The sequence below is a fragment of the Sphingobacterium sp. UGAL515B_05 genome (genome assembly GCF_033097525.1).
Classification (GTDB): domain Bacteria; phylum Bacteroidota; class Bacteroidia; order Sphingobacteriales; family Sphingobacteriaceae; genus Sphingobacterium.
Genome location: NZ_CP109907.1, coordinates 1485845 through 1509402, shown reverse-complemented (window position 1 = coordinate 1509402; position 23558 = coordinate 1485845). Strand labels below are relative to the sequence as shown.

Genomic DNA, 23558 nt, shown 5'->3' with positions numbered 1-23558 from the left:
CAGTGAAATTAAGATGAAAATGAAAAAAATGTGTATATATATTGCCATGGGGAGTTTAATCTCATTGGCAAGTTGTTCAAAATTTGATGAGATAAACACGAATCCGGAAACTCCTGTTCAAGTGAATTCTTCGATGTTAGCGACTCGTATCATATTAAATTTAGCGAACCAGCCTACTCAGAAATCATTTATGCAGCCCTATTTATTAACAAAGGAGATTGCATGGACGGAATTAGTTGAAGGGTATCAATATAACGGATTCGGTGAAGGGAGTATATCGATGAATGCAATCAATGATGCCCACTTTATGGGACAGTATGCTTCGACAGATGTGTTAGCAAATTCCTACAATGGATTAATGTATTTCGCTAGGGCTGTAAAATTTTATGAGGCTACCATGAGTGTTGGAGATATACCTTATAAAGAAGCATTAAAAGGGGAGTCTGACAAAACATATTTTCCAAAATACGACAGCCAAAAGGAAGTCTTTTTGGGTATTCTTGATGAATTAGAAAAAGCAGATCAGCTCTTTGCAAGCGGAGCAAAATTTGCAGGCGATCCGATGTATGGTGGAGATATAACAAAATGGAGAAAGCTCGTCAACAGTTTTGCGTTAAATGTACTGATCCAATTGAGCAAAAAGGAAGCTGATGCAGATTTGAATTTAAAGGGACGGTTTCAATCGATTCTAACGAACAAGCCTATATTCACAGCGAATGCCGATAATTTTCAGTTAGTACGCTCGGATAAAAGTGGTCAAACCTATCCTTTTTATAAAATCAGTAATAGTTTCGTTATTTATCCTGTTGTGTCTACGGAGATTATCGATCGTTTGAAGCAGTATCAAGATAGAAGGCTATTTTTCTATGCAAATCCATCAGCTTTGCAAATTGCCAATGGCAAGCAAGTGAGTGATTTCGATGCATATGTTGGTATTGATCCATCATTGGCATTTGGCGATATTGCGGACTTGAAGAAGAAAAACGACTATTCTAAATTGAATGATCGCTATACCGAGCTAGTAAGTGGCGAACCGACACAACAGTACAGCTATGCGCATCTATGTTTTGTAATTGCTGAAGCAGCTGCAAGAGGATGGGTTACAGAGTCTTCAGTCAATTGGTATAAAAAAGGTATTGAGTCAGCAATGAAATTCATTGCTGAAAACACTCCAAATACTAGCCAATACACACACAATATGCCTTTGGATGGGGCCTATATCGCCAGTGCTACTGCTTCCTATGGTAATCAATTCCCTGCTACTAAAGAAGGGCAGATTGAGGCAATTATGACGCAAAAGTATTTAGCTAGTTTCTTGCAAGGACGAATAAATCCCTATTACGATTATCGTCGTACAGGTTACCCAAAATGGAAAATCAATCCAGCATCTAGTTTAAATGCGGATGATCCAACCAAAATACCAGTTCGTTGGCGCTATCCAGCCAGTGAGTACAACTATAACGGACAAAATCTGGATGAAGCACTCGCCCGCCAATATGGGGGTAAGGATGAGATCAACCAATTGATGTGGCTTTTGAAATAAGTCCTTCGAAAAAAAACAATCCCCGCAAGTGAGATCAATCGTTTGCGGGGATTGTTTGTTAAAAACGTTACATAAAAAAAGACCGCGAATAGATATATTCGTTGTAACCATTGAATTTATAAGAGAGAGAACAAATTTATTTATGGATAGCAGAAGAGATTTTATCAAGAAGGCTTCATTGTTAGCTGGTGTTTTTGGCTTACAGAGTGCTATGCCAGATGCCATACAGCGCGCATTGGCGATTGAACCTATAACAGGAAGTACCTTTTTAGATGCCGAACATATTGTATTATTAATGCAAGAGAATCGTTCTTTTGATCATAGTTTTGGAACACTTCGTGGTGTTCGGGGATTCAATGATCCACGGGCGATTAAATTACCTAATGGTAACCCTGTATGGTTGCAGTCCTCGGCTGCAGGCAAGACCTATTCGCCGTTTCGACTGGATATCAAAAACTCAAATGCTGCCTGGACCGGAAATTTACCACATTCCTGGGAAAACCAGATGGCAGCCCGTAATCAGGGAAAACATGATAACTGGATCGAAGCGAAGCGTCCAGGCGGGAAGGTCCTGAAAGATATTCCTTTGACCATGGGGTATTATACACGTGAGGATATTCCATTTTATTATGCATTGGCTGATGCCTTTACCATCTGCGACCAGCACTTCTGTTCATCTATTACGGGTACAACAACCAATAGGCATTTCTTCTGGACGGGAACCTGTGTGCCACATAAAGGGGCTAAGCCATTGGTGCGGAATTCAGATATCTATTTTAACCGTTGGGCACATTGGAAAACTTTTCCGGAACGCTTGGAAGAAGCAGGGATCTCCTGGAAAGTCTACCAAAATGAAGTCAGCATAGAAAGCGGCTTAGACGGTGAGGATCTGTTGGGAAATTTCACGGACAATAATTTGGAATGGTTTGCACAATATCACATTGAATTCAAGAAAAGCCATCTTGATTTTATGCGTAAACGTGTTGCAGAATTACCCGCTGAAATTCAAGAACTAGAAAAGGCATTAGCGAATAATAATACCGAGAGCGTACAAAAAACACAGAATAAACTCAAGCAGAAGCAGGAGCAGCTGAATAGCTATCAAAAACATTTGGCACGTCTTACGGATCATGCTTTTCAGCAGCTTCCTAAAGAACAGCGTGCCTTGCATGAGCGCGCTTTTCAGACGAATGAGGGTGATTCCTTCTATCGTGAGACAAGCGTGGTGACACATGAAGGTGAAAAGATTACTGTTCCTAAGGGAGATGTTTTACACCAATTTAGACATGATGTGAAATCTGGGAAGTTACCTGCTGTGTCGTGGCTTGTGGCGCCACAAAGCTTCTCAGATCATCCGAGTGCACCCATGTATGGAGCTTGGTATGTATCGGAGCTTTTGAATATTCTGACAGAAAATCCCGAAATCTGGAAGAAGACTATTTTTATTCTGAATTATGACGAGAATGATGGTTATTTTGATCATATCCCTCCTTTTGTAGCCCCTAACCCAGCAGATAGCCATTCAGGAAAAACTTCACCGGAGTTAGATTATAGCGGTGAATATGTGAGTTTAGCACAGGAGCTTGCCGATGGGGAAGAAAAGGGTAATGCGACGGAAGGTCCAGTGGGGCTCGGTTACCGTGTACCTCTGATTGTGGCATCACCTTGGTCAAAAGGCGGTTGGGTCAACTCGGAGATTTGCGATATCACGTCGACGATTCAGTTTATGGAGCATTTCTTTGAGAAAAAGTTGGGCAAGCATGTGAAAGAGGAGAATATCAGTTCGTGGCGCCGGGCCATTACAGGTGATTTGACATCGATATTTCGGAAAGCTGAGGGAGCGAATGCTGTTGATTTACCATTCCTCGATCGGAATCAGCAGATCTATGCCATTGACCAGGCGAAATCGAAACCGCTACCTAATAATTTTCATGTTTGGTCGAAAGAGGATGCCGCAGGATTGCGGTCTAAAGGTCATTCCACTTTACTGGCAAGACAGGAGAAAGGTCAGAAAAACTCCAGCGCGTTGGCTTACGAACTTTATGTCAAAGACTCTTTTGCTAAGGAACACAGTCAGTTTCATCTATCGCTAGAAGTTGGCAATAAGGTATTTGGCAGTAAATCGCTCAGTAGTCCTTTTAATGTCTATAGTGGACCGAGCTATAAGGAGGGCGTGAAATTTTGGCCGTTTGCAGTTATGGCAGGTCAGGAACTAAGTTTTGAATGGAACTTGGGGGACTTTAAAGATCACCATTACGATTTGACTGTGTACGGACCTAATGGTTTTATGCGTGGATTTCAAGGACGGGAGGAACCCTTATCTGTTCGAGCGACGTATGAAATCGGGAAGAAAGGTTTGTTGACGGGTAATCTTGTACTGGAGGTCCATAACAAAGGGAAAAAATCATTTCATGTACATGTAGAAGATAATGCTTACAGCACCTGGAAGAAATCTATTGTACTTGCGGCAGGGAAATCTACGAAGTGGATTGTAGAATCTCATAAAACCCACGGTTGGTATGATGTTACTTTGCACGTGGAGGGGACCAAATTTGCACGCCAGTTTGCTGGTCGTGTAGAAACGGGTAATCATTCGAAAACGGATCCACAATTGGGATAATAAGTTAACAATTCATTGATAAGTAGCATCTCTTGGCGGTGCTTCTTTAACTATGCGAAGGGGCTATCCAATTTTGTTGGACGGCCCCTCGTGTATGTAGATGTATGGTAGGATTTTCTTATTTATTTATCCATTCTTCGAGAAGTGCCTTCAATTTAGGGTCGCTTGGTCTCGGACTATCGGCTGAGATCAGATTGCCGGATTTGTCGATGAGGATATAGCGTGGAATCGAGTTGACTTTATAGGCGTCTGATAGGGTATTTCCAGATCCTGCGTGTAATTGGATCCCTTTTAAGTTTTTTTCCTTTACATAAGCCTCCCATTTGGGTTTATCTTGATCAACAGAAACCCCAACAAAAGCAACTGATTTGTTTTTGAATTCCTCGTTCAATTTTTCCCAATGTGGTTCTTCTGCACGACAGGGACCACACCAGGTCGCCCACATATCGATTAAAACAACTTTACCTTTTAGGTCCGCAAGGCTAACTTTTTGACCACTAATATTCGGATAGCTAAACTGAAATGCAGGTACACCAGTTTTTGTCTCTACAAGCTTAGCTTCAACAATCTTTGCACGTTCAATCTGCTCAGGTAAAGTAAAGTATTTTCTATAGGTATTATTCATTTCCTGAAAGTCGCTGTAAGAGCGCGCTCCTTCGAGACGTTGTAGCACATATTGTCCTTTAAGCACATCGGGGCCTATCGCAGCAACCTGTTGATCAAATGTCGGTTTCGTTGCCAAATCTAACTTCCTGTACACCATATTACTCATGAAACGATCTCCGTAGGGAAATTTAAGAAGCTCAGTTGTGAGAAAGCGATCTGCATTAAATTGCGTATAATAATCGCTCATTTCCTCTTTGCTCGGGTGTGCCGTACGGGGCATGTATAAATAGGAGATGGCATAATACGCAAAATCGTAATCTACTATTTCAGGGAAAAATTTATCGAAGTTTGTGTTTCCGGTTTTAACTGCTTTTTTGATACCATCGAGTTTTCCTTTGAATTGTTCCACCTCAGGAAAGAAATCTACATAGGTACTCATACCTCCCGGAGTTGTTCCTTTATCATGGAAACTTTTTGAAAGTTTGTCCCAATGATAAAGCGCCTCATTTTCGGGACTATTCTTGCCAATAAGTTCATATTCACTCGGTGTCAATTTTAGATTAAGTTCCTCACTGCCTTTGAAATAGAAGCGGAACAATCCCTGTTGATTTTGTGCGGTTCCGCTACCAATCGAATATAAGCCTTCATACTCTGGTGTGAAACGGAATCCAAATCGGCCAGCAGCATCCGGAATAGCTGTTGCAATTTCTTTTAGTCGTCCATTGAGTACTTTGAATAGGCCTACACGTTTTACTTTAATAGGATCTGTTGTTCCGGTAACATTACTCGGTTGTTGTGCTAACACAACAATCGATGAAACGAATGTCGTCAATAATAAAATGGTTTTTCTGATCATGATTGAATTGGTTTAACTAAGTTTAAATGGGATAATTTTCTTGATATCTTTCGCTTGAAATAAATCTGGATTCTTTTTGTCTATGGCATCTTTCAAAGCAAGTATTTCTTTTTTTAGTGTGGAATGATTGGAGCTAGACAGATCAGCTTTTAAGAGTGTTTGCACAGATTTTGTCGCGTTTTTAAAGTCTTTTAGATAGTAATAAAGTAAGGTCAAGCGGTAGTTGTCGATGACATCTAGTTGCCCTATACTTTGCTGTTGCTGGTATTCGGCTAATATTTTATTTAGTATTTTAGGCTCCTTCGCTTGGTCTATGATGACTTGTCCGAACGCATTGCTTCTAAGATCCCAAGTCGTGTAAAGATTGAATTGCGTGATCAATTTCAAATAGGTATTGGCATCTTTGGAACTTGTGTAATAATTGGAGATAAACGTGGGTAAAAAGGTATCCCACAATTTGTCATTAAAAGTTGGACGAATATACGTGAGCATACTTTCTAAGCTGTCCAGCTGTTGCGCAGAACCATATTGTTTGCTTTTCTTTGATGCTATTGCTGAAATTTTATTCCGAAGTAGATTACTACCGTACATCTTGATGAGTTGAGGTAGGTGTGTGTAAACCCAATCGTTGTATTTCGGGAATGAGGTAACGCTATTGGCTAAAAATGCTGCTTCGCAGAAAAGGTCTTTTTGTTGATCCAGATAGCCTTCTAATTCTGCAAAATCGTGTTTCTCACCAGTCTTTATAAACCGCTCACTATAGGCCGCTGGATAGTTATTGTCCAGACTATTATTAAAGGCTAGAAATAATTCGGATTTGCTGCGTTGAACGGCTTCTTTTAAGAAGGGGACAAATCGGTCTACCCCAAAGAATCCTGATTCGGTCAATAGCGTTTTTCCATCTGGATTTACAATAACATAAGTTGGGAAACCGGGGGCACCGTATTTTCGGGCCAGCCTTTTGCCGTCTATCTCCTTCATCACGTCGGTTTTGTAGAGAATATAATTGGCTTTGAGTTCACTGACCACAGCAGGGTCTGGGAACACTTGTTTATCCATCTCCGCACAAGGCATACATCCGACAAAGTAAAGGTCAATAAGGATAAGTTTGTTCTCTTTTTTTGCCAGGGCTTGACATTCGGCATAAGTTCCTTGAACTATTTTTTCCTGCGCATGCAACAGGCATGACAAGAGCAGACCACAACAGGTTGTGACCATATAGAAGATATTTTTTTTCATCTAATCTGTGTTTTGGGCGATTGTATATTTAGGGCCTCTCAGTTGTTAAATTGTAACCGTTTTATTGTCTGCAACTGTAATAATAATGGACTGTTCCTTTGCTTTTAGTCTTATTTCTTCAATTAGCATCGGTTTTTTCTTCAGTTGATCTGCGGTGTAATTGTCGATCCTGTGAATTATGGTCCCTGCTTTTAAACCATCGGGATTTTCAAGAGCACCTATTATTCCTAAAGCTTTCAGTCGACCAACATTGTCCCATCCAAATTGATAGTTTTTTACCAGAAAGTCTTGCGGGGCGGTATGTAGTTTATTCGGAGAAAAATGGACCTCATTATCTGCTAGATTGATTGTGATATTGTATCTGCTGAGGAGTCGGACACCTATGGATCCGTCAAATCCTGGCTTCCATTGCTCGTTTGCGGAACTACCTCCCATTAATGTAATAGGTAAACCTTTTACGGCGGGTAGTGGTGAAATAGCAAATTGATAACTGTTACCGGAGAAGGTCGGTGAAGAGACGCCCATGCTTACGGTTGCTGCCTGAGCTTCGGGCTTAAATCCACTAACAAGTAACTTATTTTGGCGTACAAATGGACGGAAACAGATGAGGTCATAGGATGCTCCGGTATCGAATACAAAATGTCCTGTATACGTTTTGCCTTGTATGATTTCAAGTTGGCCGGGAAGAATCATTACTCCCGCGGGCATTGTAATCGAAACGGTAGTTCCTTTGTCTTTATATTGAAAATCTCCAAAATCATACAGCGAAATTAAGTTTTTGTCGTAATCGATGTGAGTAATAAATTGACGAATCAATGTATTACCAATGATACCATCACCTTCTTTACCCATTTCTGGGAATATCGCAATACCCTGTCCGTTTAATTTTAAGGTATCTAATAGAATGCTGTTATTGTCCGATACTTGAATTTTGGTATTGCCACCAACCACAGAAGCATTATTCTCTCTTGTGACCTTTAGGCCAATAGCATCGGCTAATTGTTGATTTACAGCCATGCCGTCCGCTCCAGTATCAAACAATAGTCGTAATGGTTTTTCGTATCCGTTGATTTTGACCTGGAGATAAATGGAGCCGTTCTTGTTTTCGAAGGGGATAATAGCACGTAATTTTGTTTTTTCCATGCGCTTGACCCCGTAGAGTTCGTCGAATAATGAAAGATGTATTAATTTACCAGATGAATCTAGTAAAGCGTGTGTATGAACCGTTTTATTTTCCGTACTAATTAGGTCTAGGCTTATTAGAGAGCCTTTTTTTGTTTTTTTATCTGTTTTTGACTCAATTTTTGAAACTGGATAGTTTTTAACAATTTGGTTCAAACGAAATCTGGCTCCAGCATCTGTATGTCCTGCTATTGAGAAGTTGGGGGCCAATTCTCCAGCTATGAAAGCGGTGTCTTTCTGCTGGAACGCTTGAAGCAGTTTTTGGGTAAATATTTCTGTAGATTGTGCATAGCTACTGACCCAAGCTAAGGCACATAACCCAACTAAAATTGATTTTTTTGTTTGTATATACCACATAAAATTGGTTTTAAATACTTTTAACCATCTGTTTTTCTTAGAACCTTAGAGATGGCTTTAGATCTCCATAATGAATTAATAGGTACTCGGATAACTACTTTCAGAGACCCTTGGCGAGATATATAAGATTGATCTGGCGGAACCAGTTCCTTCTAAAATTTGAGTGGGAACAGATTCTAAATTTCCAGAGTTTTTCTTAAACATTCTTATTTTATAGTTTGAGCCAGATTTACTTCCTATGATAAAGAAATTGAAATTGTATTCCGGCTCGGTTGTGACGGCATATTTTAGATGTTTGATAAAAGTTACTTGTTCTCCACTTGGTACAGCATATTGTAATTGTTCAAAACCATTGCTAAGATTTCTGCTGTAAACATTGTTATTGGTGACAAAATATAATAGATTTTCATCTTCAGTCAACAAGGTATATAGTGAGGCATTCTGTAATAGAGAGCTCGGGCTTAAAGTTTCACTTTTAATCGTCAGTTTTGTTCTGTCGCCTTCTAGAAAACACAAGGATTTTAAGGAAGGATCCGTTTTATCTTTCAAAATAGCGTATCCCTGTCTTTTATAATAGTAATCCGGTGCTGGTAGGTATGTGGTGGATTTGAATCCTAAATATAAAGCAGTTTTATTGTTTTTGACCGTAGGTAATGTATTCCCATCAACATTTGAGAAAGTCGTCAATGTAGATCCCGATCCATTTACCAGCGTAACAAATGAACTACTGTTGTTATCAAATAAAATAGGATCTACATTATATTGGCTTGCAAAATAAGGGGATAGGCTATATGGGCTATTATTGTCGTCATATCTTACTTTGCTCCCAAATTGGCCTTTGTTTACGTTATTGGAGTAGATATTGTATAATTCACCTCTATTAATAAGATATATGGCAGAATTTCCAACAAATGCACCAACTGGGGGAGCGATGTTTTGGTCTCCACCGATAAATAGTGTTGATTTGTCTCTGATTGTTTTTAAATTATTAATGCCTACAGCTTGTACATCTTTTTCTGTGGTGATAAATAAGGTTCTTGTATTTGCATATGTTGTAGGGTTCAAGATATTACTTTTGTATGCAGATGTAAAACTGAAATTACTTGCTCTTCCTTGAAGTTTAGAACCATTCGCTGTGCTAAGCGCGTTTTCGATTTTTCCATTGACCATGATACTTTGGGGGGTTAGAAAAAGATCTAGATCTGAATTTGCACCGTCATCTTTCAATATGTACCAACCTCTAGTAAAAGCAGTAGCGACCGTTAGTGTTGTAGTTTTATATTGGGTGTATCCTGTTCTTTTATTCTTTGCAAGGAATACCAGCACCCAGTCTTTTGCGTCTTCATGGACTGCGTATTTTAGATTTTTCGTATGACTAATTGTGTCTACTGGAGCCGATCGACCTTGCACATTTGTTTCATATATGCCCCAGCTATATTCTAAATCACCATCTTTGTTTGAGCTGATCTGCGGTTCAATCTTGATGGTATCTTGAAACGCAACTGCTGTATACTTGTCTTCGATACCTTCAATTTCGATGTACTCTTCTGTATTGTATGTGTAGTTGCTTTTATCTTTAGCACAAGAGGAGACAATTAGTGTAAGTCCAATTAGTAAATAATAGAGAAACTTGTTCATATTCGTTTTAGTTTGGAAAGGTGATTAATTCTCCATTTTCATCTTTTAATGGATTGCCTGGGTGCGCATTATTGTAATCGATCAATGCAGTGCCAAGGACAGATTTATAATAGTTGATTAGATCTATAGCGCTATATACTTCTGAAAAAAAATTATCGTCCCATCTTTCTTGTGTAGTCTCAATCATAAATTGATGTTTTCGGACACTATATGCTCCAAAATAGTATTGAGAGATCGTAGTTGTCCAATTATTGGGTTTATTTAGACGATCTGTTATTTGGAGTTTACGCCAGAGTTTGCTGTTTTCTCCGAGCTTGAAATTGTTGTTTTCTACTAATTGAAATCCGAGATTTATCGTTTTGGCTTTTAATTCTGGATCGCGTAAGATAACAATTGGAACCTTTGCATGTACTGAATCGGCATTGATGCTATATGCATTTGTGAGACTCGGGTCGTCAAATGCCACATAATGTTTTCCGGGGATAGCATTATCGACATTTGGTAGATTTATTTGCTCAATTTTATAGCTGCGGTTTGTATTGGACAATTTACCAATTGTATAAATGTCGAAGTATATGGTATCCCTAGTGATTTTTTCAGCATCGTAATAGAAAGTCGCACCTTTTAATGTATCCTGATATTCCGAAACAGTCGTTCCTCGCGGTACGATAGGAGGCCCAAACTGAATACGAGCTTCATCGTTAAAAATATAGTACTCATCTTTTGCACAGGAGATAAATATTATGGTGCATACTGAGAGCATAAATAGTATAGATTTATAGTTGTTCATTGTATTCCTTAATTAGATGATTCAACCGTTGGCATAGGTAATAAGTAATTAATTAAAGCTGCTGATGGAGCGAATAGCACTTGGATTTTGGGAACGTTTAACCTTTTGTAAGTGTAAAATGCTTGACCTTCAGCATAAAATTCTTTCCGATATTCTTTAATTATTTCTGATTGCAGGCTTGATTTATCTTGTGGTATAGCAGTGGATCCAATATTCCGAGAGAGTCTGAATTGTTTAAAATAATCTAAACCTTCATTAAATGGTGCTGTTTCAGCTAAAATTAGATACATTTCACTTGTCCTAAGTAGTGGAATTTGTTTATAATCCGTGCTTACAGTAACGTTATTTTCATTTGTGAGATACTTTTTGATGACGTTATATTTTGAGCCGTTAGTCATGGTAATTAAATTCCATAAGGTAGCTTCCCTGAAATCGGTGCCGGTATTACCGTATAATTGATTTGTAATTGTTGTGGCCGATGTCCCTTTACGGTAGAGGCCGTTTCCGAAATAATTTGTATAAGTTTTGGCCATATCATAAGCATAAAGGCCAAAAATTTGTTCGGTTGTCAGCATAAAATTTGATGCTGTATATTCGACGCCACCAGCTAATTGAAATTTAGGGACATTTTTTTCGTTACGTGCTTCGATGATCTCTTTTGCAGCTAAATATGCTTTGTCGTTATCTCCATACCATAAGTTCGCCCTAGCTTCCAATGCCTTTATTGCATAGTAGTTCATGCGCATATTCCGGTAGGCGATAAAGTCATCATCTGGTTTAAAAGCACTACCATACCCATTGGGGTTGCGTATATCTGCCATTGAATAGTTAAGCATGGGATCTACTGATTTAATAAGTTCTTCTGCCTGTTTGATGTCGTTCAATAGTTGTGCTTTGTAGGATTCATAGGAAATATGTGCATTGATATTTCTTCCAAATTCTGTCACATAGGCTAATTCGTTGCCAATCGAAGGGTTTTGAGGCATAGGACCATACAAGCGCATTAAATCTAAATGGATAAAGGCTCTTAAACCGAGGCATTCCCCTTTTATGATTTCGTATATACCCGCTGTTTTTAAGACCGATTTTTTTAAATCGATTTGTTGCAGTATAGCATTGATATGAGCTATTGTTTTATATTGTTGGCTAAAGATTCGGTTAAATTTGTCGATTACTTTACTATCCGAGAAATTGTAAAGGCCCAATTGTTGTTCGACGGTGTTGTTTGTGACATCCCAACTTGATACTAAATTTTCAATGGTAGCAAAACTTAATTCTTTGCCATATGTACTTTCATTTTTTAGATTAATATAGACGCCAGTCAAAGCATCTTTAAATCCTTGTTCAGTATCAAATTGTTGATCCTGGGGAACTTGGGTTTTTGGTACGATATCCAAGAATTTGTTGCATGAAACTGTATAAAACGCGGTAGCAAGCAAGATTATATAGATAGATTTTTTCATGTTTAAAAAGTTGCATTTAAACTCAATGTAAATTGACGAGAAAATGGATAACTGGTTCCTCGTTCTTGACGAATAGTTGATATGATAAATGGGTCTGATATATTTAGTCCTACGTTAACATTTTCGAAACCGATTTTTTTAACCCATTTTGCATAACGGAAATCATATTGAACATTGAAATTCCGGGCATAAAAGGTATTCTCGTCTTGTACAAATCGGGATGTTTTATAAGTCGGCGTAGTATTTAATAGTCCTTTAAACGGAACAATATCTCCGGGCTGTTGCCAGCGGCCAGTATATACGCGTTGATCAACATTATTGGAATAATTCCCTGTTTCTACCCGGTCGGCCAGTGTTTTATTATACGTTTGTCCGCCGAACTTATAACTCAAGGCTGCAGTGAATGTCAATCCTTTATAGCGTACCATGGTATTTAAACTACCCCATATTTTAGGATCTGTATTTCCGACTGCTGTCACATCATTTGCATTCCATGTGTAGGTTGGTGTACCATCCGATGATAAATATAGCTCCTTACCTGTACTTGGATCTATCCCAAGAGATTTTACAACCCAAATCGCGTTGCTAGAATATCCTTCTATATACATCTGCGCAGCATCGTACTGGTTTCCCTGTAACGTTTTCTGCGCATCTTTCAAGGCTTCGGAGGTTTTAATGATTTTATTTTTATTATGTAAAACCGTTCCTGAAACAGACCAGGTAACTCCTTCTGGCTTTTTCATAAGAAAAACTGTTGCGTAGAATTCGAATCCTTTATTGCGAAGTTTTCCAACGTTTGATGTGTAGGATTCAAAACCATTAGATGCCGGGGTATTAATAGCCGAGACTAAATCATTGGTGTTTTCGATATAATAATTTGCTTGTAGAAGAAGGTAGCGATTGAATAGATCGACATCTGTTCCAATATTATATTTCATGACTTGTTGCCATTTGAGGTCGGGATTACCCATTCCCAATAAATAGGACCCTATCCAGTTATAATAGCGATCACCGGTGTAGTAAGCGTAAGTCGTGAGCGCCTGATAGGTGTCGAAGTTTGTAGAACCTGAGGTTCCTACAGACCCTCTCAGCTTCAGTCTGTTGATTTTTCCTTCTTTATTGAAAAATTTTTCTTCATCTATATTCCAGCCTAAACCTGCAGACCAAAAAGGTGCGAATTTCTTGTTTGATCCAAATTGGGATGATCCGTCATAGCGAAATGTACCATCAACAAAATAGCGATTGGCATAATTGTAATTTGCATTTCCAACAAATCCCAACGTTCGATAGAAGTATTCTCTACCACTTGGTTTTCCTCCCTTTTGATATTGTAAAGCCATTGATGGGAAATCCAGATTAGAATTTGGAAACCCCTCTGCTAAAAATGAATAGTCGGAAGATTTACTTTGTAAAATATTTGCCTCAGCCCCTGCGAAGATCTGATGTTTATCTTTTATTTTGGTCCTGTAAGATAGGTTCAATCCACCCTCATATCTCATTCCATTTGAAATTCCAAGAGCATAATCCCCTTTTCTAAAGACATCATCACCGGTATAATTTGCAAAGTTTGTATGTTCTGCGGGTCTAAATGCATCATTTTGGCTATTTGTTTTCGTAAAACTAAATTTACCTGTAAGTAGGAGATCCTTTATGATTTTCCACTCAACAGCTGTCTGGTTTGTGATTAGCGTTTCTTCACCTTTGTCAAATGTTTTTAATGTCGCATCATAAAGGGGATTAGTTGGTAAGGTACCCCTTACGTATATGTTGTCATCATTTCCCGGATCGCCCAATACTTTATTGACATTCCCATTAACATCGTAAGGACGCCAGTATGGGTTGAGTTTAACATAATCTGAAAAAGTACCGTATGGAGATTCCTGACTCTTGACATTATTAACATTCAGATAATTTCGAAATAATAGGTTGTTGTAGGTGTATGATAAGGTGATCGATCCATTTATTGTATTTCGTGAAGAACCTTTCATCACACCCGCAGTATTATTGTTCTGTAAGGTTGCGGAATACCGAAATTGCTGGTCACCACCTTCAAGACGTAGGTTATTTCTCAATGCATGTGAGGTTCTTAAGGGAATTGCCATCCAATCCGTTTCTACGCCACTATTGATTTCGTTGAGAAGAAAATTGTAATATCGCTTTGAAGGTATATCTTGATAAGCATTTGCTTTGTCATAATAACCAGCTTGCCGCTCGAGTTCCAGTTTATCCCTTGCATTGAGGAGATGGTAGCCGCTTAAATCTGCCATCTCAATTTTTAATTCTGATCCAAAAGTTAATCTCAGCTTTCCTGGACGAGGCATTCTAGTTGTTACAACTATAACTCCATTGGCACCTCTGGAACCGTATAAAGCTGTCGCTGCGGCATCTTTTAATAGCGTAATAGCCTCAACATCGTTTTCATTGATATCAATCAACGCTTGCAATGTCGTTTGAAATCCATCTATTACTATTAAAGGGGTATTTAATTGCGTCTTCGTTTCACTTTGAATCTGATTAACATTTGGGATACTTGCATTCCCTCGCATTTGGATCTCTGGAAGCCTATTCGGATCGGAACCAAATAAATTGCTTTCAATGATATTAAACGATGGGTCTATATTTCGAAGTGATGTTACTAAGTTGCGGGAACCGTATTGTTTTAATTCCTTAGCAGAAATAGTTCGAGACGCTCCGGTGAAACTTTTGTCTTCTTTTTTAAAGATACCAGTCGAAACTATAGAAACTTCATCCAGAGCGGTATTTTGTGGCTTTAACTGAATGATCATTTCATCCTTATTCAAACTAGCTTTAACTTCTTTCTTTTCATAACCTAAGGAAGAGATAATAAGAATTTCATTTAGTGAGGTTATGGGAAGGTTAAAGCTTCCATCAACTAGACTTTTAACACCTTTCTTTTCATCGTTTCTTAGTCGAATAGATGCCCCCTGAATAGGTTTGCCGTTTTCATCTAGGATCCTTCCGGTGACATAGCTCTGTAAGTTTTTATTAATTAGTTTAGTGGTTTGGATTGGTTTTGAGATAGGTTTAATAATTACAGTCCTATTAACAACCTCATAATCCAAACCATTTGGTTTAAGAATGGCATCTAAAGCTTGCTGTAGGGTGCTATTTTCGAGTTTAACACCCGTATCCTTAATTTTTTCGAGAATGACGTCTTTATAGAAAAAACTATAACCAGATTGTTTTTCCAGTTGCTGGAAAACTTGTTTGATGGACGATTTATTTGAATTGATAGAGATGCGCTGCGCATTTGTTGTGCCATGGAGCTGCATCAAACTGATGGTCAAAAGCGCCGAAACAAGGTGAAAACGCAGTTTGTTTTTTCGGGTAAATACGGTGGGTAATTTGCTGTCATTACTGCTCTCCACAAAAGCCCGAGGCCAGGTGACGGCGTCTGAGTTTGCTGAAATTTGGACATGGTTATCCCATGGGACCGAAGGTTTGGCCTTCCTGTTGTTTTGCATTAGGTTAATGTTTTATAAGTTCAGTATTAATAATTTAGTTTTTCAGTAGGATTGTTTTTTGTTGATTTTTATTCTGTACGATATCGAAATTCAATCCAGCAGTTTGGAGGACGGTTAGGATTTCCTGCAAATTCATCTGCTTATTGATTTTTCCACTGAATCGTTCGTTTATTTCGGAGTCGTCAAGACGGACGTTGAGATCGTACCATCTTGCTAACTGTTGCATGATTTCATTTGCTGTGGCATTATGGAAGGTAAAATAACCTTCGCGCCAGGTTATATACTCGGCGGCATCTACATTTTTCTTACTTAGCGCTGTGCCTTTAAAAGTTGCTTGTTGATTGGGTGTCAAGAGTATTTTCTGCTGCTGATGCTGTACTTCAACTTTACCTTCAACAAGTGTTGTTTGCGTCGTAAGATCATTATCGTAGGCATTGATATTGAAATGTGTACCCAAAACTCTGACTTGTTGATTGGTTGTTTTTACGATGAACGGTTGCTCCGGATTTTTGCTAACTTCAAAATAGGCTTCACCATGTAATTCTACTAACCGCTCTGGACCTATGAATTTCGAAGGGTAGCTTAAGGAGCTATTTGCATTCATCCATACTTTGGTTCCATCGGGGAGTACAATTTTAAATAGTTGCCCCCGAGGTGTTGAAAGTGTATTTTGAACGATGTGATTTGCGTTGTCATTATAGACAAGCTCTCCGTTTTTGATTTCCTGAACGCCTTCAATAGCTTGAGTATGTTTGCCTTGGTCATTAAGTATAACCACTTTACCGTCTTCAAAAGTAAGTTGCACATTTTCTTTAACTGGTCGTATTGAGGCTAGTTGTTGCGGAGCTATTTTGTCAAAGATGGCATATTGGTAATAATAGTATGCCATAGCAAAACCAAGAGCAATGGTGATTGATGCTGCGATACGAATTCCATAGCGATACTTTTGACTAAATGTGCGCGGCTCATGAAATAGTTGATTATTACCTAGGCGTTGTAAGACAATGAGTTGGCCTGCCTGGATATCGCTGTCTGTAGGCATGCTTTGTGCATCGGATTCATCAAACCATTTTTTTAGTGTATCATATTCTGCCTTGTTTTCAAAGCCCAATAGATAGTTTTTGATTAGTTTTTGCAGCGTATTAGGTACTTTCATCTAGTTAAAATCTGTTTATTCATTAGTAAGCAGTCTCTTTAAGAGATTAATGTTTCCTTCGACTGTTTCAGCTATGATTGAGTTATCAGTGATATTCATTATCCTGTATCACTTGAATACATCATGATGACTTCACAGGTCGTTTGGTTAGCCTCGTATAGATATAGTCATCGAAAAAGATAAAAGCACCTACGTGAAAATGAAAAAAAATTAAAAAAAGGAGAGAAAGGTGTGGAAGTCTTTGGTAACCAGTCGTAAACGTTTTAGGGCTTTGTTTAGTTGATTCTCAACGGTACTTTTTGATAGGCCGTACTCGAGGGCTATCTGGTTGATGGATTTGTGGTTGATACGGCTTTCATTGAAAATAATTCGGCAACGTTCGGGAAGATTTTGTATTTCTTCTTGAATGAGGTCCAATAAATAGCGGTAATGTAAGCGATCTTCAATTGGAGCATCATCAAGGACAATGTCGACTTTGTCGATTTCCACTTGATGTTGTCCGCTATTTTTGTTGAAATAGGAGAAAGTGAGGTATCGTGCACCTGTTTTTAGATAGGATTCGATATTATTGATTTCTTGCAATCTACTTCGATTTTTCCAGATACTCAAGAATAAGTCATGCAGGATATCTTCAGTTGCTTCGGTGTTTTTCGTTTTTGGGTAGACGTATTGGTATATTGTTTTCCAGAAATGATTGTATAATGCATCGAATGCAGTTCGGTCGCCTTCTGCGATTTGTTTTAGCCAAAATGCAATTGTACTATCCATTTTTAGTTTTTCATTGTGATACAAAGGTATCTAAAAAAAAGATAGGGAAAAAAATGTTGAGTCGGGAGCTATTGAATAGTTCCCGATTCAACCTACTTTTATTTTTAATCCATTCTTCAATCAAAGCTTTTAATTTTGGATCACCCGGTTATGGACTATCTACCGAAATTAAATTTCCGACTTTATCGATAGGGATATAATGATCAATTGTGTTGCTTTTAGAGAAAAAATATTGCAACGGTATTCTTTAGTGGATTTGGGATGTTTTCCTTTCTAAACTCTCGGGCGCAATGTCTGATGTCCACCCTCTTCATGAAATTCTCTGTATACGTATTGATGCTATTTTTTTGCTAGTTATTATCTGGTATCGTTGGTATAAATTCATTCAATTGACCAAGATAAACATGCTTAAAAGACAAAAAATAGGAAGTAATCTCTAACTATAAAATGTGTTTTTTGGGGCCACAGTGTCGCTTTTACACTATAACGTTTTCGGCATTTGGGCAATCGATTGCGTTAAGAAGCTGTTAAGCCGGAATGGATTCAAAGCTGTAATATTACACTCATAATGAATACGGGACCAATAAAAAACCTGTCTAATTGATTAAAAACCAAGATGTGCTGGATTATACTGGCATTTAACCTTTTGAGTACTGTTTATGAAAAGAAATGTAAGCTATTGTACGTTATTTTTTCTGCTGAGTTTAGGTTGTTTACCTGAGTTGGAAGCCGCGCCCCCTTCGATATCAAATCGTGGTACAGGCTCCCTTAGGTTGCAGTTCGGATTGAAGGCAGATACTGTATCCAAAGATTCGATTATCTATTACTCTTCGGATCCTACCAAACCTTACCTAGGTGTAGATACCGTCAATATTGCTGCTGCAAAGAAGCGACCCTATCTCACGATGCAACAGATGTTGAAAGGGACCAGTGCAGGAGTGTATATTCAGGAATCTTCTGGAGAACCGGGGACAATAAAACAAAATGTACTGGTGCGCGGCTTAGCTCGCCCAATTGTTGATATTGCAGATGTCAATAAAAGTAAGCCTCTGATCGTTATGAATGGTATCCCTCTAATTGACGATCAAACATTAAGCTATGCTATTCAGAATTATAACCTCCAACCGATTGGTGCGGCAACGAATATCAACAGTATTTTTAATCTAGATAATATTGAATCTATCAATGTGCTGAAAGATTATAGTACTGCCGCTATCTTTGGACCGAGAGCCGCGAATGGTGTGATCTATATTACTACAAAGAATGCAAAAGCTGGTCAAAGGAAAATCAGTGTCAACAGTCATTATGGTTATGCTACACCATCAAATGTAACCACCATAAATGCTGAGTTTGAAAAGAAATTTAGGACTCCATTCTATGCTAAGTATGCTAATGAGAGCCAAATGGCAGCTTATCCAGCTTATCTGAGTGATTCTTCAAACGTTAACTTTTATGGCCCTTCCAACTGGACCGATCTTTATTATAAAGCGAAGCCAATTTACGATATCAATGGTAGCTTAGAGGGTGGTTCCGAGCGTGCTAACTTTCGTTTTTTTGGAAATTATGCTGGTGATGCGGGCGCAGCAGACGAAACAAGTCTAAATCGCTACCAAGCGGCATTTTACTTGAATATGTTGCCCATAAGATGGTTGACGATATCGAGTATGATTCAAGGAACACGACTGAACAGAGATAGAAACCGTTCGATCACTGAGCGTTTGGGGGAGACCGCTTATATCCCGGATTTGTCTACTCCTTTGTCTCCGAATAAGGATTTGTATGGACTGTATGTGGATGAGTATGAAAAATCCTTGGATGAAAACAATATCACCAGTTTGTTGGGTTCCTTTGCTTTAAATTTTGCTATCCTTAAAAATTTAAATTTCGCACCCAAGTTATACCTGGATTATAACGAAAATGTTCGTAATGTATTTTGGCCATCAACCTTGATGTCAGGAAACAATTACGTTTCGAATTACTATGGCTATAATGAACGAATGGCTTTTGACAATACATTGAATTATCGTTATACCATCAACGATAAAAGCAATTTGTTCGTGGAAGCCGGATTTAGCTACCAATCAGATAAGCAGAAGTATAATTTTATTCAAGGTTACAAAGGGCCGAATGATTTTATCAAGGTAAATGTCGTTGAAGGCGACAGCCAAAAATCCAATTACCTAAAGTCCGTAGGATTTATTCCTTATTACTATCAGGATCGCATGGATTTTAGATTGGCGTCAGCTTATTTCCGTGGAACTTATACCATTGATCGAGCTTTAAAAATCGGAGCTCTCATTCGCCGAGATGGGTCTTCAGCAGTACAAAAAGACCATAGATGGTTTACTTCTTTCACGTTCAATGGTGAATATGATTTTAATTCACTTATCAAAAGCGACGATATTGGTGGTCTTAAAATATTGGCGTCCTGCGGACGTTTGGGCAATCTTCCATCCACCGATATTGAAGCGGCGGGGCCGCAATATGGTACGGAACTGGGTTGGGGTTCCAATAAAAACGTAATCTCCTACAATGGAATAGGTACAATTAGCAGACCATATCAGTCCGGTTGGGTAGGTTACGATCTGCCCTGGGCCTATACGGATATGTTTAATGCCGGCATTGATTTCGCTTTGAAAGGTGACAAAATTACTTCCCGTATAGAGTTTTACAATAAGGATAACAAAGACGTTGTGTTTACAGTGCCTACTGTCGCCGAATCTGGTTATCAGTATGAACGGTTGAGTGGCATGGCCATCAATAACAAAGGGGTAGATTTTACGTTGAATTTCAATTTTCCTGCTGCTATTGATCGTTTATCCTGGAATAGTTCCTTTAATATCGCTTTTAATACCAATCAGCTAAAAGCCCTACCTCGTGGTTTGCAGGAGATAGAAATTGGTAACAGAAAACTTGCTGTGGGTAATCGCATCGATCAATTTTGGGTGTTGAAAAATCAGGGGATCTATGAAAACGATCTGGATGTTCCTGTAAATGCGGATCATAAAATTTTGACCTATAACGATACAACCATGAAAGGTGGTGATCCACGCTGGGAAGATACAAATGGCGATTTTGATATCAATGATAAGGATCGTGTTTTAATGGGTAATTACATTCCTAAGTTTACGGGTGGATTTTATAATAGATTCGGATGGAACAACTTTGACCTCAGCTTCTTATTGTACTTTAATCTGAAAAAAGACGCGTTAAATGCACAAACAGCGCGGTATTTTGATTTTGCGAACCAAGATGAGGGGCATTCACTTAGCTCAGTGCGGGACATTACCTATTGGGAAAAGAACTTTGATGAAAAGGCCTACCCGTTATATAATCCGTGGTCTCCAGTATCACCGTATCAAGCGGAGCAGGATATGTTTTTGGAAGATGCATCTTTTGTGAAATTGCGTAATCTGACATTTGGCTATGACTTTACATCGATGGTCAAAAAGTCGAATGCGCGCTTTTCTAAATTTTACCTCTATCTCAGTGGAAGTAACTTGCTTACACTCACGAAATATTCGGGACGTGACCCAGAGTTGATTAACTTCTTTGGGTATGATACAGGCGAAGGACTGAGATTACCAAAAACGATTGTATTAGGTATTAAGCTAGATTTTTAAGGAGAGTTAATGATGAAAACAACACAACGAAACGTGCGGAAATGTAGCAAATTGAGCCTGCTACTGATTGCTTTTGCTGCGGCGAGCCCATTGTTATCTGGTTGTAGCAGCATGCTGGACGTTGACGCCAGACATATTGTCAACGAAGAGAACAAGTGGAAAGATATTAACGATGCACGAAGCTCACTGATGGGAGTTTATGGTTTGTTACGTACCGCTTTGGCACAAGATAATGGCTATTGGATGTACGGCGAGTTAAGATCCGGGGATTTTTCGGCGGTTAATAAAAGAGACTTGGATGTTATTATAGCTGGTGAACTAAATTCATCTTATCCCCTAGTACAAAAATTGAGCAACTGGCGTAAATTCTATGCGGTGATCAATGCGGCCAATCTGTTTATCGAAAATTCCGGCAGAATTGTTCCCCTAGATGCGCAATATACTGCGCTGAACAATAAGATCGATATCGCTCAAATGCGAGTTATCAAAGGGTTTTGCTATTATCTTTTGGCCCGTACCTGGGGTGATGTACCTATTTGGGATAAGTCTTATGAAGGCAATTTTCCCAATATTAAAGCTTCCCCAGAAAAGGAGGTTTTGGCCTATGCCGAAAATCAGATCAAATCCATCAAAGATGAGTTGCCTTTTATTTATGGGAGTGAGACAGATCCAGTATATCCTACATTAAATTACCATGGTTCCAATCGCGATCGATGGAACGGTGTACTTTTTAATCGTTTGTCGGCAAATACAATCCTGGCACATATTGCCGCTTGGTCAGGTAATTATTTGGGAGCATCAGTATATGCAGATTATGTCCTTACTAATGCAAGTAAATCTGGGGCGTCATTCAACTTGTCCTCCAACATTACCACCGCAAATGGTTTTTTCTATAATTCATCCAATTCACAGTTGGTTGCATTTCCATTTAAATGGGCCGAGGGAGAAGCGTCGTATGAAGGACATTTGGAGCAATTAACATTAGCAAGCCCGTTGGTGTCGAAAGCGACCCCAGATATCTATATTCCAAATGACCATATTATCCAGGTTTTTACAGAAGACAACGATGTCCGGTATAATATCGCCAAGGATGGCACGATCGCTTCTACCTATTTCTCTAATATTGGTGGTCAATACCCCATCTTCAGCAAAATTAAAGTGATCCGGGAGGGTGTTTCGGGTGCAGATGGCTCTTTGCCATTATTTAGCTCAGCCATAGTCTTTTCACGTTTGGAAGAAATCGCGTTACTCCGTGCAGAAGCACTCGTTGTATTGGGACAGCAGGATTTGGCCAAAGGGTTGTTGGACCAAGTCCGCAAAAGTAGAGGGCTAAATGATTCCCCTAGTGACGCCGATCTGTTGGATGAAATATTCGCCGAGCGCAGAAGAGAGCTTTTGGGGGAAGGCTGGCGTTGGTATGATTTAGTTCGCTACAAGAAATTAAAGCGGAATGATCCTGAATTTAATAAACTTATTGATGGAAAGGGCATATTCTGGCCCATTGCACAAGATGTACTGAATAATAATAGCCAATTAAATCAAAATTCATTTTGGAAATAATATGAAAACTATAAGAAAATATTGTGGTGTCGGAATATTCGGTTTATTGTTTGGTTTTATACTAACAAGTTGCAATAAAACAGAAGGTTATTATGATTTTCAAAATCAAGAAAATCTATTCTCCGGAAATACGATAGCATATTTCGAATCCAAACCTGAGGTCTATGATTCCTTGATGCATGCATTGGCCTTTTTTCCCGAACTCAAAAATCAGCTTGCTTCAGAGAGCTTAACTGTCTTTGCACCAACCAATGCGTCATTTCAGTCTGCAATCAACAATTTCAATTTGATCAGAAAGAATCAGAAGAAAGCGCCCTTGTATATTAAAGATCTAGATAAGGATCAGTTGGATATCCTATTGAGCAAGTATATCGTGAAGGGAATTGTAACAACGGATTCCATGCTCTATGTTGATGGTTTATTTGTGCATACTTTGACACATGATCAACCTATGCACGCACAGCGCGTGAAACAAGAAGCATCTGGATTGGTGGATGGTGGATTGGTCACCGTATTCTATAGTGATACAAAGGGATCCAATTTTACCCAATATTGGACACGCTCCGCTACACAAGCTGTTAATATTAAGACGCAAAATGGTGTCGTTCATATCTTGGCCAATGGTCATGAGTTCGGATTTGGTGAATTCTTAAACCGCTTTAACCTGTAATT

At 38.8% G+C, this 23558-nt stretch carries 14 protein-coding genes; 5 read left to right on the top strand and 9 right to left on the bottom strand.

From position 1 onward, the window contains the following. Positions 1-13 precede the first annotated feature (13 nt). Both OK025_RS06125 and OK025_RS06120 read left to right on the top strand, forming a co-directional pair. Positions 14-1543 carry a SusD/RagB family nutrient-binding outer membrane lipoprotein gene (locus tag OK025_RS06125; protein ID WP_294345801.1) on the top strand — a complete coding sequence of 510 codons (1530 nt, stop codon included), beginning with the start codon at positions 14-16 and terminating at the stop codon, positions 1541-1543. Between the two features lie 142 nt (positions 1544-1685). Then, on the top strand, positions 1686-4163 hold the full coding sequence (locus tag OK025_RS06120; protein ID WP_317668715.1) for a phosphocholine-specific phospholipase C: 2478 nt from the start codon (positions 1686-1688) through the stop codon (positions 4161-4163). Between the two features lie 118 nt (positions 4164-4281). Here OK025_RS06120 and OK025_RS06115 read toward each other — a convergent pair whose 3' ends face one another. The 9 genes from OK025_RS06115 to OK025_RS06075 all read right to left on the bottom strand — a co-directional run bounded on the left by OK025_RS06115 (position 4282) and on the right by OK025_RS06075 (position 17703). Further along, a complete protein-coding gene (locus OK025_RS06115) occupies positions 4282-5625 on the bottom strand; it encodes a TlpA disulfide reductase family protein (protein WP_317668714.1) in 1344 nt (447 codons plus the stop codon). Positions 5626-5637: 12 nt separating this feature from the next. Further along, a complete protein-coding gene (locus OK025_RS06110) occupies positions 5638-6864 on the bottom strand; it encodes a thioredoxin family protein (RefSeq protein WP_317668713.1) in 1227 nt (408 codons plus the stop codon). A 45-nt stretch (positions 6865-6909) separates the two neighbouring features. After that, positions 6910-8403, bottom strand: a complete 1494-nt coding sequence (locus tag OK025_RS06105) for a retropepsin-like aspartic protease (protein WP_317668712.1) — start codon at positions 8401-8403, stop codon at positions 6910-6912. A gap of 75 nt (positions 8404-8478) precedes the next feature. Further along, positions 8479-10041 (bottom strand): PKD-like family lipoprotein, encoded by a 1563-nt coding sequence (locus tag OK025_RS06100; protein ID WP_317668711.1) that lies wholly within the window; start codon positions 10039-10041, stop codon positions 8479-8481. Positions 10042-10048: 7 nt separating this feature from the next. Then, positions 10049-10831: a DUF4843 domain-containing protein gene (locus OK025_RS06095; RefSeq protein ID WP_317668710.1), complete on the bottom strand. Its 783-nt coding sequence runs from the start codon at positions 10829-10831 to the stop codon at positions 10049-10051. Positions 10832-10839: 8 nt separating this feature from the next. After that, positions 10840-12294 (bottom strand): RagB/SusD family nutrient uptake outer membrane protein, encoded by a 1455-nt coding sequence (locus OK025_RS06090; RefSeq protein WP_317668709.1) that lies wholly within the window; start codon positions 12292-12294, stop codon positions 10840-10842. Between the two features lie 2 nt (positions 12295-12296). Beyond that, on the bottom strand, positions 12297-15779 hold the full coding sequence (locus OK025_RS06085) for a SusC/RagA family TonB-linked outer membrane protein (RefSeq protein WP_317668708.1): 3483 nt from the start codon (positions 15777-15779) through the stop codon (positions 12297-12299). Positions 15780-15813: 34 nt separating this feature from the next. After that, on the bottom strand, positions 15814-16935 hold the full coding sequence (locus tag OK025_RS06080) for a FecR family protein (protein ID WP_317668707.1): 1122 nt from the start codon (positions 16933-16935) through the stop codon (positions 15814-15816). Between the two features lie 210 nt (positions 16936-17145). Further along, positions 17146-17703, bottom strand: coding sequence for an RNA polymerase sigma factor (locus OK025_RS06075; RefSeq protein WP_317668706.1), 558 nt, complete (start codon positions 17701-17703; stop codon positions 17146-17148). A 659-nt stretch (positions 17704-18362) separates the two neighbouring features. Between OK025_RS06075 and OK025_RS06070 the strand changes: the two genes are divergently transcribed. Genes OK025_RS06070 through OK025_RS06060 form a run of 3 tightly spaced genes read left to right on the top strand, consistent with a single transcriptional unit; the run spans position 18363 to position 23556 of the window. Beyond that, positions 18363-21326, top strand: coding sequence for a SusC/RagA family TonB-linked outer membrane protein (locus OK025_RS06070; RefSeq protein WP_317668705.1), 2964 nt, complete (start codon positions 18363-18365; stop codon positions 21324-21326). 9 nt (positions 21327-21335) lie between these two features. Beyond that, on the top strand, positions 21336-22886 hold the full coding sequence (locus OK025_RS06065; RefSeq protein WP_312338002.1) for a RagB/SusD family nutrient uptake outer membrane protein: 1551 nt from the start codon (positions 21336-21338) through the stop codon (positions 22884-22886). A gap of 1 nt (position 22887) precedes the next feature. Further along, positions 22888-23556 (top strand): fasciclin domain-containing protein, encoded by a 669-nt coding sequence (locus OK025_RS06060; protein ID WP_317668704.1) that lies wholly within the window; start codon positions 22888-22890, stop codon positions 23554-23556. Positions 23557-23558: the final 2 nt, after the last annotated feature.

Excerpts from the sequence above, each read along its gene's own strand:
- OK025_RS06110 (WP_317668713.1), bottom strand. The coding sequence starts at position 6,864 with ATGAAAAAAAATATCTTCTATATGGTCACAACCTGTTGTGGTCTGCTC.
- OK025_RS06120 (WP_317668715.1), top strand. The coding sequence starts at position 1,686 with ATGGATAGCAGAAGAGATTTTATCAAGAAGGCTTCATTGTTAGCTGGT.
- OK025_RS06070 (WP_317668705.1), top strand. The coding sequence starts at position 18,363 with ATGAAAAGAAATGTAAGCTATTGTACGTTATTTTTTCTGCTGAGTTTA.
- OK025_RS06075 (WP_317668706.1), bottom strand. The coding sequence starts at position 17,703 with ATGGATAGTACAATTGCATTTTGGCTAAAACAAATCGCAGAAGGCGAC.
- OK025_RS06105 (WP_317668712.1), bottom strand. The coding sequence starts at position 8,403 with ATGTGGTATATACAAACAAAAAAATCAATTTTAGTTGGGTTATGTGCC.
- OK025_RS06080 (WP_317668707.1), bottom strand. The coding sequence starts at position 16,935 with ATGAAAGTACCTAATACGCTGCAAAAACTAATCAAAAACTATCTATTG.
- OK025_RS06065 (WP_312338002.1), top strand. The coding sequence starts at position 21,336 with ATGATGAAAACAACACAACGAAACGTGCGGAAATGTAGCAAATTGAGC.
- OK025_RS06090 (WP_317668709.1), bottom strand. The coding sequence starts at position 12,294 with ATGAAAAAATCTATCTATATAATCTTGCTTGCTACCGCGTTTTATACA.
- OK025_RS06100 (WP_317668711.1), bottom strand. The coding sequence starts at position 10,041 with ATGAACAAGTTTCTCTATTATTTACTAATTGGACTTACACTAATTGTC.
- OK025_RS06115 (WP_317668714.1), bottom strand. The coding sequence starts at position 5,625 with ATGATCAGAAAAACCATTTTATTATTGACGACATTCGTTTCATCGATT.
- OK025_RS06085 (WP_317668708.1), bottom strand. The coding sequence starts at position 15,779 with ATGCAAAACAACAGGAAGGCCAAACCTTCGGTCCCATGGGATAACCAT.
- OK025_RS06125 (WP_294345801.1), top strand. The coding sequence starts at position 14 with ATGAAAATGAAAAAAATGTGTATATATATTGCCATGGGGAGTTTAATC.
- OK025_RS06060 (WP_317668704.1), top strand. The coding sequence starts at position 22,888 with ATGAAAACTATAAGAAAATATTGTGGTGTCGGAATATTCGGTTTATTG.
- OK025_RS06095 (WP_317668710.1), bottom strand. The coding sequence starts at position 10,831 with ATGAACAACTATAAATCTATACTATTTATGCTCTCAGTATGCACCATA.